11 protein-coding genes are annotated in these 12,534 nt (G+C 73.0%); 5 read left to right on the forward strand and 6 right to left on the reverse strand.

Annotated features, from left to right (window positions below; all coding sequences use genetic code 11):
• Positions 1–140: 140 nt before the first annotated feature.
• Both ACFWBN_RS01955 and ACFWBN_RS01960 read left to right on the forward strand, forming a co-directional pair.
• Positions 141–590 (forward strand): SRPBCC family protein, encoded by a 450-nt coding sequence (locus tag ACFWBN_RS01955; protein ID WP_385169698.1) that lies wholly within the window; start codon positions 141–143, stop codon positions 588–590.
• Positions 591–833: 243 nt separating this feature from the next.
• The gene (locus ACFWBN_RS01960; RefSeq protein ID WP_385169018.1) at positions 834–1,442 is read left to right on the forward strand and encodes a response regulator transcription factor; all 609 of its coding nucleotides are present in this window, start codon (positions 834–836) and stop codon (positions 1,440–1,442) included.
• A 34-nt stretch (positions 1,443–1,476) separates the two neighbouring features.
• Here the strand turns inward: ACFWBN_RS01960 and ACFWBN_RS01965 are convergent, their stop codons facing one another.
• From ACFWBN_RS01965 to lanKC, 4 genes are all read right to left on the reverse strand, one after another.
• Entirely contained in the window at positions 1,477–3,246 is a 1,770-nt protein-coding gene (locus tag ACFWBN_RS01965) for an ATP-binding cassette domain-containing protein (protein WP_385169020.1), read from the reverse strand.
• Positions 3,243–5,066: an ATP-binding cassette domain-containing protein gene (locus ACFWBN_RS01970; protein ID WP_385169023.1), complete on the reverse strand. Its 1,824-nt coding sequence runs from the start codon at positions 5,064–5,066 to the stop codon at positions 3,243–3,245. Before ACFWBN_RS01970 ends, ACFWBN_RS01965 begins: the two co-directional genes overlap by 4 nt.
• Positions 5,067–5,133: 67 nt before the next feature.
• Positions 5,134–5,277, reverse strand: coding sequence for a SapB/AmfS family lanthipeptide (locus ACFWBN_RS01975; protein WP_385169026.1), 144 nt, complete (start codon positions 5,275–5,277; stop codon positions 5,134–5,136).
• A 34-nt stretch (positions 5,278–5,311) separates the two neighbouring features.
• Complete coding sequence (lanKC, locus tag ACFWBN_RS01980) at positions 5,312–7,906, reverse strand: class III lanthionine synthetase LanKC (RefSeq protein WP_385169029.1); 2,595 nt, start codon at positions 7,904–7,906, stop codon at positions 5,312–5,314.
• Between the two features lie 186 nt (positions 7,907–8,092).
• Here lanKC and ACFWBN_RS01985 point away from each other — a divergent pair, with 186 nt between their 5' ends.
• Positions 8,093–8,407 carry a hypothetical protein gene (locus ACFWBN_RS01985; RefSeq protein ID WP_385169031.1) on the forward strand — a complete coding sequence of 105 codons (315 nt, stop codon included), beginning with the start codon at positions 8,093–8,095 and terminating at the stop codon, positions 8,405–8,407.
• 19 nt (positions 8,408–8,426) lie between these two features.
• Here ACFWBN_RS01985 and ACFWBN_RS01990 read toward each other — a convergent pair whose 3' ends face one another.
• On the reverse strand, positions 8,427–9,632 hold the full coding sequence (locus ACFWBN_RS01990) for a tryptophan 2,3-dioxygenase family protein (protein WP_385169034.1): 1,206 nt from the start codon (positions 9,630–9,632) through the stop codon (positions 8,427–8,429).
• 291 nt (positions 9,633–9,923) lie between these two features.
• Here ACFWBN_RS01990 and thpR point away from each other — a divergent pair, with 291 nt between their 5' ends.
• On the forward strand, positions 9,924–10,508 hold the full coding sequence (thpR, locus tag ACFWBN_RS01995; protein WP_385169036.1) for an RNA 2',3'-cyclic phosphodiesterase: 585 nt from the start codon (positions 9,924–9,926) through the stop codon (positions 10,506–10,508).
• 136 nt (positions 10,509–10,644) lie between these two features.
• Positions 10,645–11,820: an epoxide hydrolase family protein gene (locus ACFWBN_RS02000; protein WP_385169038.1), complete on the forward strand. Its 1,176-nt coding sequence runs from the start codon at positions 10,645–10,647 to the stop codon at positions 11,818–11,820.
• 54 nt (positions 11,821–11,874) lie between these two features.
• Here ACFWBN_RS02000 and ACFWBN_RS02005 read toward each other — a convergent pair whose 3' ends face one another.
• The gene (locus tag ACFWBN_RS02005; protein ID WP_385169041.1) at positions 11,875–12,342 is read right to left on the reverse strand and encodes a hypothetical protein; all 468 of its coding nucleotides are present in this window, start codon (positions 12,340–12,342) and stop codon (positions 11,875–11,877) included.
• Between the last annotated feature and the right edge of the window lie 192 nt (positions 12,343–12,534).

Raw genomic sequence — 12,534 nt, forward strand, 5'->3', positions numbered from 1 at the left:
CGATCGACAGCAAGAGGCGGGCCGTGCTGCTCGGTGCCGTGCATGGGCCCCTCAGGGGCGGGTAGCCGCGCCACCAGACGTCCTGACGGACGACCCGCACCTCGGGGGTGCGGGCTGCCGACACCACGAAAGGGATGCGCATGTCGCACGTCGAGGAGTACGTCGAGGTCAACGTCCCGGTACGCACGGCCTACAACCAGTGGACGCAGTTCGAGGAGTTCCCCGCCTTCATGGAAGGCGTCGAACGCATCGAGCAGCGCACGGACACGCTCACCCACTGGGTGACGAACGTGAACGGTGTGCAGCGCGAGTTCGACGCGCAGATCACCGAGCAGCTCCCGGACCAGCGCGTCGCGTGGATGACGATCGACGGCCAGGCCCGCCAGGCCGGGCTCGTCACATTCCAGCCGCTCGACGCGACCACCACCAAAGTCGTCCTGCACATGAACTGGGTGCCCGACGGTCTGGCCGAAACGGCCGCCGACAAGCTCGGCTTCGTCAAGCGTCAGGTCACGGGCGATCTGAAGCGGTTCAAGTTGTTCATCGAGTCGCGCGGGGTCGAGACGGGCGCCTGGCGCGGCTCGGTCTGACCGCGATGAGCACGGAGGAGGCCGCGGGCTGCCGGCGCGCGGGACGCATCACGTGGTGAACGCGATGCCGGCACGGCGGGGCCGATCTTCAAGAGGGTTACCCGCCTAACGGGAAGCGGGATCCTTGCGCATCTCGGCCAAGTTGCCCGTATGCGCCTGCACGCCCCCCGAAGTGACGTTCCATCACCCCTGTACGGGGCACCCGCGTGGTGCTGTTGGTTCGTCTACCGAGGAGAGCGCACGATGACGAAGGTCCTCGTCCTGCACAGCGTCAGCCTGGTCCGGTCGGCCCTGGCCGCCCTGCTCAGATCGGAAGGGTCGTTCGAGGTCACATCGGCGGGCTGGCGGGCCGCCGCACGCCAGGCCGAGTCCTTACGACCAGACGTGACGGTCGTCGACCTCGACTGTCCGGGGACGACGGCCGTCCTGACCGACAACGGAGGCGCGGAGGCCCAGGTCCTCGCGTCCCCTTCCCCGGTACTGGTACTCGCGTCGACCGGCGCGCCCGGTTCGCTGCACCGGGCCTTCCGGGCCGAGGCCCGCGGCTACGTCGACAAGGACGGCTCGCCCGGCCGGCTCGTACGGGCGGTCCGGAAGGTCGCCGCGGGGGAACGGTTCATCGATGCCTCGCTGGCTTCGGCCTTCATGGAGGCCGACCCCGTACCGCTCAGCCCGCGGGAGCTCAGTGTGCTGGCCCGGGCCGCGGAGGGCGATTCCATCGCCGAGATCGCCCGTGCGCTGCACCTGGCGAGCGGGACGGTACGCAACTACATGGCCGCGGCGACGCGCAAGACCGGCGCGCGCAATCTCATCGACGCGATCCGGATCTCCCGGCGGGCGGGCTGGGTCTGATCGGCGGCCCCCGCGGACGGGCACGACGGCCGCGTCATTCGTCCGCGGTTCGGTTCCACGACCCGACCAGATCGCGGTACAGGGGCGACCTGGCCGGGAGCTCGGCGTGCGTGCCGCACACGGCGCGCGTCCCGTCGAGGACGAGGACCCGGTCGGCGCGGGCCGCGGACGAGACGCGGTGGGCCACGACGACGAGGGTGCCGGGACGGTCCGCGAGGGCCCGTTCGGCACGCTCCTCCGTACGCGGGTCCAGGTGGCAGGTGGCCTCGTCGAGCAAGAGCAGCGGAGCCGGCGAGAGGTAGGCGGCGGCGAGCGCGAGCTGCTGGCTCTCGCCCCGGGACAGCAGCCGGGGGGACACCTCGGCGTCCAGGCCGCCCAGCCGCTCCACCAGGCCGTCCAGCCCCAGGGCGCTGACGGCGCGCCGCACCTGGGCGTCCCCGGGCCCGGAGGTCTCCGGACCCGGGGACAGGTGGGTCAGGTTCTCCCGCACGGTGCCGGTGAACACGTAGGCCTGCTGCGGCAGCAGGGTCCGCCGCGGGTCAGGCCCCGTGGCATCCGGTTCCCGGCGGGCGGCGGTGCCCGCGACGAGGACCGTCCCCGCGCCGGGTGACAGCATCCCGGCGAGCAGCGCGGTGAGCGTGGACTTGCCGATGCCGCTCGGCCCGACCACGGCGAGGTGCTCCCCCGGCCGCACCACCAGGTCGAGGGCGTCGAGTACGGGGGCGGCGCCGGGGCCGTAGGCAAAGGTGACGCCCCGGAGCTCGGCCGCGGCGGCGGTCTCCGGGCCGGTGGGGACGAGCGCCTGCGGCTTCGTCGCGCGGCGGGCGTCCGGGTCCGGCCGCGGCGGATCGCAGAAGCGTTCGAGGACCACCACCAGGCGGGTGCCGGCCGAACCAAGAGCCGTCATCAGGGAGTTGAGGGCGGGCAGCAGCGCCTGCACCACGTACGTGAGACCGCCGGCCAGCGTACCGGCGGTGATGCCCCGCCCGAGCAGCCAGGGCGTCGCGGCGAGCAGTGCGATCACCGGCAGCCGGCCCGCCGTACCCAGGGCCAGGGTGCGCAGGGCCGCCCAGCGCGCGAGCGTGCGCGCCAGCCGCTCCTGGGTGGCGATGAGGGGCTCCACCCGGGCCTCCGCGCCCGCCTGTCCGCCGCAGGCGACGATGTCCCGCAGACCCTCCCCCAGCTCCCCCACCCGGTCCGACAGCGCCTCGTCGGTGTCCAGGGACCGGCGTTGTACGGACGCCATGGGGCGGAACGTGGCCAGGAAGGCGGCCGCGCCCAGGAGCAGCGGGGGCAGCACGATCAGCAGCAGTACGGGAGCCAGGGCCGCCATGCCCGCGAAGGCGCCCACGGCGGTGAACACGAACGAACGTACCGTCAGGACCAGTCCCGCGAAGGAGTCCCGGGCCATTTCCGTCTGCTGGGTGAGCCGGGACACCGCGCCCGTGTCGGGAGCGCGCGCCGGGTCGGCGACCGCGCGGTCCAGTGCCTGCCGCACCGCGCGCCGGACCAGGCCGTCCCGCAGCGGCTCCACGAGGTCCGCGAGTCCGGCGAACACACCGCGCAGCGCGAACCCGCCGAGCAGCGCCCCGACCGCGGCCGCGGCCAGCCAGGCGAGACCGGTGGCGGTGCGGCCTGCGAGGAAACCGTCGTCGAGGGCGCGGGCCACACCGTAGCCGCCGAGGAAGGTGTGCGCGGATTCGAGGAGCGACCATGCCGCCAGCCGTCCCAGAGCGCCCTTGTGGCCGCGCAGGAACCGCCGGCCCTCGGGGGCGACCCGCCGCCAGGCCTCGTTCTCGGTCACCGTGCCGCCTCTTGTTTCCCCGGAGCCGGAGCCGGCGCCGGAGCCGCTTCCGCCGCCACTCCCGTATCGGCTCCCGTCGTCGCGTCCGCGGCGAACACCGCCCGATAGTCGGGGTCTTGCCGCCACAGCTCGCCATGGGTGCCCGCCGCCCGTATCCGCCCGTCCTCCAGCCATACGACGAGGTCCGCGCGGACGGCGGAGGAGAGGCGGTGCGCGACGACGATCCGGGTGCCGGGCCGGATCTCGTCGGCGATGGCCCGCTCGACCTCGCGGGCCGTGACGGTGTCGAGGCTGGAGGTGGCGTCGTCCAGCACGAGGAGCCGGCCCGCGTGGCAGAACGCCCTGGCCAGGCCGAGGCGTTGGACCTCACCGCCGGACATCGGGGCGTCGGCGAGGCGCGTGTCGTAGCCGTGCGGCAGGCGCCGCACGAAGAGGTCGGCGCCCGCGGCCCGGGCCGCGGCGCGGACCGCTTCCGGGCCCGGTTCCGGTCCCGCGCCGAAGCCGATGGCATCGCCGACCGTGTCCCCGAGCAGTACGGGCCGGTCGAAGGCGTGCCCGATCTCGCGGCGCAGCGCGTCGGCGGTCAGCTCCCCGAGGGGTACCCCGTCGAGCAGCACCTGCCCGGCGTCGGGGTCGGTGAGCCGCCCGGCCACGGCGGCGAACAGGGTCTTGCCGGCGCCGGACCGGCCCACCACCGCCACCGTGGTGCCTCCGGGGATCACCAGGCTGATGTCGCGCAGGACCGTCGACCCGCCGCGCACGACCCGGACGTCCCGCAGTTCCAGGGTGCCGGGGCCGCCTTCCGGCAGTTCCGCCCGGCCGTGGCCCAGTTCGGGGAGGGCCAGGAGGGCGGCGGTCCGCCGGGCGGCGGCCCGGCCTCGGACCACGGCCGCCAGCCCGCCGGTCACGGCGCCGACTCCGGCCGCGAGGCCCGCGTACCGTACGGCGGCGAGGAGTTCGCCGACTCCGATGGCCCCGGCGGACAGGCGGATGCCGCCGACGGCGAGGACCGCGTACAGGAGCATCGGCATGAGCGCCGATGACCGGGCCGTCGTGCCGCCGTAGACCTGCCACATGCGCCTGCCCTCGGTGCCGAGCTCGGGCAACCGGGCGAGGATCCGCCTGCGTTCGCGGTCCGCGGTACCGGCGGCGGCGATCGTGCGCGCCCCGGCCAGTGCCTCGACGAGCCGGCCGGCGGTCGCGAGCTGAACCTGCTGATAGCGGGCGATGCTGGTGTGGGTGTCGCGGGCGAAGGCCCGCAGCAGGAGCACCAGCAGCGGAACGCCCATCAGGAAGGTGAGCGCCGTCCACACGTCGATGAGGAAGAGGGCGGCCACGGCGCCGAGCGGCGGCAGCAGTGCGGCGACGGCGTGCGCCACGGCGGCCGGGACCTTCCCGGCCTCGGTGGCGTGTGCGGTCAGCCGCGCGGCGGTTTCGCCGGGTGCGTGGTGGGCCGCGTGGTGCGGGGCCGTCCGCAGCAGCCGGGCGAGCCCGAGCCTGCGCAGCCGGGCGGTGGAGCGGCCGTCCACCTCGCCGGTCAGCCGTGCGGCGGCGGCGTCCAGCGCCACTTCGGCGGCGATGACCGCGGCGCACAGCAGCGTCCAGGCGGGGGCCGACGGGGCCCGGCGGAGCAGGAGGTCGAGGGTGTGGCCCAGGACGGCGGGTTCGGCGAGTGCTGCCGCGGCTGCGGCCACCGTGCATCCGAGGACGGCGGCGGTGCGCCCGCCGCTGTGCCGGGCCGCTAGCACGAGCGCCCGGTCGGCGGCGCGTGCCACGGCCGGCGCCTGTGCCGCGTCGAGCGCCGCGTCAGGGGGGCTCATCGGCGGATGCCTCCAGTGATGTGGTGCGGGCCCGGGCGGCGAACCGCCCGGGCCCGAGGTGACCTGGTCAGTGACAGGTCGTGAGGCTCAGGCTGCTGTCGCCGCAGAGCAGCAGGCTGGCCCGGCTGCCGCCACCGCCGCCGCCGGTCAGCGCGGCCTCGGTGATCTCTTCCTTCGGGGTCTCCATCGACTGCAGGTCAAGAAGCGTCATGTCGCATTCCTCTTCTCTCGGGTGGTGCGATGGGTCACGGCCCCGGATGGGACCGGCTCGTGGGCCGCGCGCTGTCGCGCAGCGGCGGGAGGAACGGCAGGTGTGCGCGCCCGCCGGGCGCGGCGCTGCCGAGGGCGAGGAGAGCGCCGGCCGTGCCCGTGGCGAGGTCCATGGACAGCCGCATCATCTGCTCGCCGGGGAAGGCCAGATGCCCCTGGTACGGCACGGCGTGCCGGGCCAGTGCGTCGATCTGGCGGGCGATGGCGTCGGGCCCGGTGCCCGGTCCCGGTGTGGTGGTCCGGGCCAGGTGGAGGACCATCCCGGCGGCGCCGCGCAGGAGCCCGGGCTGGGCGTAGAAGGTCGCCTGCGCCGCCCGTACGATCTCGCGCCGGGCCTGTTCGAAGCGCTCGTCGGGACCGTGCTCCAGCCAGTCGTCGAGCACCATGCCGATGCCGACGCTGCCCTCGCCGAGGTACGGCATCGTGCGCCAGCCCTCGTTCACCTGGAGGGTGCCGTAGGCGCTGGTGACGCAGCGGTCGAGGTCGCGGTGGAGCGCATCGGCGGCGTGGACCAGCAGTTCCTTGTCGCCGGTGCGTTCGTACAGCCGCACGAAGAGCAGGGCGGGCCCGGAGTTGCCGTACAGCAGTCCCGCGCGGGTGGGCCGCTGCTCCGGGCGGGCGAGCAGTTCGGCGCAGCGCAGGGCCGCGGTGTGCAGCCCGCTCTCGCCGCTCGCGGTGCCGAGCGCGTCCAGGGCCAGGCCGATGCCGGCGAGTCCGCTGTGCAGGTCGGGGCCCGCGCTCTCCCAGGGCTGGTGCAGCAGCAGGTCGGCGAGGGCGAGCGCGCGGTCGTGGTGTCCGAGCCGGTGCAGGGTCCAGGCCGTGCCGGCCAGGCCGTCGTAGAAGCCGAGCGGAGTGCCGGAGGCCGGTTCCTCGGTGCGGTCGAGGAGCCATTCCTCGGCCTCGGGCCAGGGTTCGGCACCGGTCTCTGCGAGGGCGTGGAGCACTCCGGCGATCCCGTAGCCGAAGCCGGTGCCTCCGCCGGCGGTCGCGAACTGGGCGATGTCGCCGGGGACGAAGCGGTCCTCGCGGTCCGGGGTGGCGCTGGCGCGCAGCGCCGCGGTCATCGACGTACGGGCGGCCGGCCATTCCCCCGGCTCGACGGGCAGGTACGGTCCGGCCGGTGCGGGCAGGCGGCCGCCCGGCGCGCCCTGCGGGACGCCGGACAGGATCTCTTCGACGGCCTCGTCGAGGAACTGCCGTGGTACGGGGAACTGTTCGGCCGCGATGGCGGCCAGATGCGCGGCCTTGGCCCGGTCCAGGACGAGCAGGCTGGTCAGCGGGAGGAACAGGGCGAGCCGCAGGCAGGCCAGCGCGTAGCGGTCGACGGAGAAGCCGCGCCGCTCGGCCGGTGCGACGAAGGCGGGGTTGGCGACGGTCTGCCGCAGCCCCTCGTCGACGTGCGCGGCGGCTTCGAAGTCCAGCAGCGCGACGGAGGGTTCGCCCGTCTCGTCCTCCGCGACCATGATGTTGAAGAGGTGGAGGTCGTTGAAGACGACGCCGCGGGCGTGCACGGCGTCGACGGCCTCCGTCACCCGCCGGTGGATGGTGAGGGCCCACGCCGTGTAGGAGGCGAGCTCGGCCGGGTCGGGGTCCGCCTCGATCAGCGGGTGGCGGCGGGCGAAGTAGGTGTTCAGCGGTTTGCCGGCGAGGTGTTGCAGCACCAGGAAGTGGTGGTCGCCGACCGTGAACGTGCCCCGGACCGCCGGAACGCAGTCCAGGCCCGCCAGCCGTTCCAGTGCGGCCCGTTCGCGGTGCAGCCGGGTCACGGCGTCGGCTCCGTCGGCGGCGAGGCCCGCGTACGGCCGGGCCTCCTTGAGGACCACGGACTCGCCGGTGCGGGTGTCCTTGCCGACGTACACGCCGCCGCCGTTGGAGAAGTGCAGCGCGCGCTCCACCGTGAAGGGGATGTCGGTCAGGGTGACCGCGGAGCGCGCCGCGAGGTGCGGCTTCAGGAAATCGGGCAGTTCGAGCCATTCGGGCGGCTGGAACACCGGTCCGCGCGGGTCCGGTACGAGCCGCCCGTCGGGCGCCTCGATCGCCGGGACCAGCTCGCCGCGCTCGTCGTAGCAGTGCCGCAGGGTGAAGCTGCCGTAGCGCAGGTGGACCGGTCCGGCGCCCCAGCGCAGATCGCTGAGGATGTACGGGCCGGCCGCCCCGGCCAGGGCGGCGTCGAGGTCCTCCGCGATCCGGCGGCACTGCTGCTCGTCGGCCGGGTACACGGTGATGAACTTCCCGCTCGCCGCGCGGTCGGCGTACTTGGCGTTGCGCAGGTGCAGCAGGTAGCGGCTCGGTATGAACTTGAAGGCGATGTCGCGGGCGGTGCAGTACTCGTACACCGTCGTCAGCAGCGACTCGGCGTTGTCGAGGGTGGCCGAGACGTGGATCTTCCAGCCCTGCGAGGGCAGTTCGACGCCGGCGGGACGCAGCGCGAGCCAGTCGCCGCTGCGGTGCGAGCGCCACCCCGACGGGACGGGGGCGAGGGCGGCCGGGTAGCTCTCACCGACGCGCCGGTACGGCGCGTCGTAGAACCAGCGGTCGGCGTCGCAGAAGGCGGCGTACCCCTTGTTCACACCTGCTCCCTCGGTCGGCGGCAGACCCGACCGTGTCACGCCCGGCGGACGCGGCGACAGTCACCGCTGTCACCGCCGGGGTGTGCAGTACTCACGAGTCATCCGGGCAGGGCGTGGACGCGCTGTGCGGCGAGTGGCATGATCACGCCTGCGTCCGGCACGGGTCCGGCGCGCAGGAGAGAGATCGTGAAGCTGTACCTCGCCATACCTCTGGTTCTCGTCGCGCTGCTCATCGCCGTCTCGGGGGCGGCGGCCGTCACCCGCGGCTGGGTGCTCCCCATGAACCGGCGCCACATCCGCAGCCCCCGCCTCTACGGATGGGGCCAGCTGGTCACGGCCTTCGCGCTGTGCTGGCAGGTGGTCTTCGGGCTGGTGATCGGCGACTCCGCCACCCGGCAGTGGGGCGCCTTGTCCGGCGGCGCGATGCTGGTCGCCGGACTCATCGTGATGCTGGCGGGCCAGCTCGCGGGTGGAAGCCGGCAGGGCAGCGGCACACCGTAGACGTACGCCGACGGGCGGCTCAGAGGCTCGCGCCCAGCTGCCGGAACAGCCGGTTCCCCAGGCATTCCGTCAGGTAGGGGACGCCGTTGGTGTACCCCGAGCCGTGCTCATCGCCGAGCATGCGCACGGCGAGGCCGCGGTGGGCCGACTTCCAGCGCTGATGCCTGCTTTCCAGCCGGCTGAGCGCCGCGTCGAGGCGACGCCACTCCGCCCGGTCGCGGCCTCCCTCGTCGCGGAGGTCGAGATACGCCTTGCTGACGGTGTCATGGCCGGCGGCTTGCGCCTCGGCCCGTACGGCGGGCACGCTCGTGAAGGCGGCGGAGCGCAGGCGCGGGACGGTCGGAACACCACACAGGCTCTCGAACCGCTTGTATTGTTCGGACTGAATGGCGCTGGCCCCTTGGGTGTATCCGCGGAAATCGGAGAATTGCTCCGCCCGCATCGTCGCGACTATGCGGAACAGCACGGCGGCACGCTCGAACATTCCAACCGAGTGATCTATTCGCTCCGCTCCCTCGTCCAGGCGCCCTGCACGCAATGCCGCAATGGCCGCCTTCATGTCTGCCGCCATCTCCGTGAAGAGCATTTCATGGGTTTGGAGGACGCGGATGAAGAAGTACTCGTCATGCACGGTGTAAACGGGCTGGACGGTCACGTCGAACCACCGCCAGGCATCCGTTTCCGGCGGCCGGGGCAGATGGTCGACGAGGTCCTCCAGGCGGGACTGAGGGGTGCTCGCCACCCGCGACGGCAGGTCGCAGGCCTCCGACCGGCCGAGCCCCATCGCCACGAACCGCAGGGCATGCCGCAGCCGCGTGCCCAAGGTCGCCGGATCCGGCCGGCCCCGGGCGGGCCCCTCGCTCGACGCGCCTGCCGCCTCGATCTCGAAACGAACCACGTCGGACATGAGCAGGGTGGACATCCGGTCGGCGCTCAGCGCGGGATGCCCGCCGTCGACGAGCAGCTCCAGGACCGGCAGTGCAAGATAGGTGCGATTCCAGAAACGCCCCTCGTGTTTGTCGAGCATGCAGTCGAGAAAAGCATCGAGGAACGGGCGGTCTGCGGCATGCCGACGTCGTATGTCGCTCAGCTGGACCAGAATCCGCTCCGGTAGGAAATGTCTCCCCGTTCGCCGCCCGTATTCCGTGACGGACCGGGCCAGACGAATTCCGTCGGATTCTTCCGGTACCTGATCGGCGGCCGCCCATCGCTTGATCTCCAGCACGGGCGACGTACGCGACCCGCACCTCTCGCGCAGCGCGCATACACACCGCTTGGCCATTTTCCGCACGCAGCGAATCGTGCTGTGCTCAGTAGTCATCGACACTCGTCTCTCCCATTTCCTTGGACCGGCCGCACGCTGTCCGCGTGAGGCACCGGATTCCACTAGGCATGATCGAGAGACCGGACGTCACGTCTCGGGAATTCGTGTCTTGACAGGAGCGGGGGCGCCGGTGGCGGGCGGGGTCGACGCCTGAATATGACTGAACCGGCCGAGGCACGGTAGGAAGTGCTTGTGAACGAAGAGATACAGGCCGCGACCCTTCGGGTGTTCATCGCCCTCGCCCCGCCCGACGAAGCGAAGGACGAGCTGGCGCGGGAGCTGCGCCCCGCCTACGACGCGTACCCGCGCATGCGGTGGAACCGCATCGAGGACTGGCACATCACCCTGGCGTTCCTCGGGGAGCTCCCGGTGGCGGCCGTGCCGCTGCTGCGGACGCCGCTCGCGGACCTCGCGGCGACGCGCCGGACCGTGGACCTGGCCCTGCGCGGCGGCGGTCACTTCGACGAGCGGGTGCTGTGGAGCGGGATCGACGGGGACCTGGAAGGGTTGCACCTGCTCGCCACCGACGTGCGCGACGTGGTCAAGGAGTGCGGCATCGCCTTCGAGGGCCGGCCGCTGCGCCCCCATCTGACGCTGGCACGATCCGGACGGGAGGACCCGTCCTGCGTGGTGAAGGCCGCCGCCGGGCTCGCCGAGTTCACCGGTCGCCCCTGGCAGGCCGAACGCCTGCACCTGGTCGGCAGCAACTTCGGCCGCGGCCCGGGCCCGATCCGCTACCGCGACATCGAAGCGTGGAAGTTCGGCGGCGGGGCCTGAAGGCACAGCCCTGCACGAGCGGCGCGGTCGGCAACGCGTGGACCGGGTGGCGCGACGGCAGCGTGCGGGCCGAGGGGCGGGCTCGGGCGCGTGGCTCCGAGGCGGCGGTCGTCCCCGCCGCGCTAGCATGCGCCGCATGCCGGACGACCTGACCAGCCCTCAGCCGTTCTCCCCGCGGACCGCCCCCGCGGCGATCGAGGACCTGCGGGCGCGGCTCCGCGGGACGCGTTGGCCGGACGCGCCGGAGGACGCCGGCTGGTCGCTCGGGACCGACCTCGACTACCTCCGCGAGCTCGTCGCCTACTGGGCGGACGGGTTCGACTGGCCGGCGCAGGAGGCCGCACTCGCCCGGCTCCCCCGTTACCGCGCGGCGCTCGGCGGCCTCGGGATCCACTTCGTGCACGCCCGGGCCGTCGCGCCGGCGGGGCCTGTGCTGCCGCTGATCCTCAGCCACGGCTGGCCGGACTCGTTCTGGCGGTACACGAAGGTCATCCCGCTCCTGACCGACCCCGGTGCGCACGGCGGCGATCCGGCGGACGCGTTCGACGTGGTGGTGCCCGACATGCCGGGCTACGGCTACTCCGACCGTCCCGCCGGCCCGCCCCTCGACACCATCGCCGTCGCCGGCCTGTGGGCCGAGCTCATGACGCTCCTCGGCTACGAGCGCTTCGGCGCGGCGGGCGGGGACATGGGCAGCCATGTGAGCCGCTACCTCGGACTCGACCATCCCGAACGGGTCGTCGCCGTCCACCGCACCGACGCGGGATTGCCCCTCTTCACCGGCGACCCCGCGGACCTCGCGCCCGAGGAGCGCGCCTGGCTCGCGAGCGGCGCGGCCTGGGGCGCCGACGAGGGCGCCTATGCGGCCGTGCAGCGCACGAAGCCCCAGACCGCGGCCGTGGGGCTCAACGACTCGCCGGCCGGGCTCGCCGCGTGGATCGTCGAGAAGCTGCGGGCGTGGAGCGACTGCGACGGCGACGTTGAGCGGAGCTTCACGAAGGACGAGATCCTCACGAACCTGACGATCTACTGGCTCACGGGCACGATCGGCTCGTCGATGCGCATGTACCGCGCGAACGCCGCGATCCCACCGGCCCAGCACGCCCGCCGGGTCGAGGTGCCGTCCGGCTTCTCGCTCTTCCGCGGTGACGTCGTCCGTCCGCCGAGGGCGTGGCTCGAGCGCACGACGAACCTCGCGCGCGTGACCGAGCCCGAGCGCGGCGGGCACTTCGCGCCCTTCGAGGAGCCGGAGCTCTACGCGCGGGAACTGCGTGAGTTCTTCCGCCCGTACCGGAAGTCGGCGACGGGCTGAGGCCGCGCGGCCGCTCGCGGCCCGGCCGGTGGGATCCCGCCTGCCCTGCGAGGCTCAGATACGCGCCCTGATCTGCGTCACGGGATGCCCCAGCGCCTCCGCCAATGCGGTCAGCTCGTCGTCGCTGAACCAGGGACGTTCGGGGTTCCAGACGGCTATCTCGAACCGGGCGAACCCGCAGGGCCAGTCGTAGTCCAGTGCGTCGAGGGTCGTCGGCTTCCCGCAGCACGGGACCTCGACAGCGAGCGTGGTGAAGCCGTCGTCGCCCTGGGATTCGAGCAAGTCCGTCCACCACTCCGTGTCGATCGACGCCCGGCACAGCGGGCAGCCGATCCTCTCCAGGTTGCCCCCGCAGTCGACGACCGTCACAGCGTCGTGCCATGTCACGTCGATCTCCACGTCCACACCATCGACAACTGCGGGTGCCAGTTCCTCGACGAGTGAGACAGCGCAATCGGCCGCATCCCGGTCGGGTTGCCACCGCGGGTCGGTCGGAATGATCGACAGGACATCCTCGCTCATGGCTCCCCCAGCCGGTCAGGCACTGCGCGACGTGACCACGCGATGCTATCGAGTGCCTGTTCTGGTGAGGTACCCGACCTCCTGGACCTCGCCGGCGTGCCCCACACGGCGGAGACCCGACAGCGGCCCTGATGCGCTCCGGGGCGGTGGCTTCCCCCACGGAGCGGTCCTACCGTGAAGACACAGGGAGGT

The sequence above is a fragment of the Streptomyces sp. NPDC059989 genome, from assembly GCF_042736975.1.
Lineage (GTDB): Bacteria > Actinomycetota > Actinomycetes > Streptomycetales > Streptomycetaceae > Streptomyces.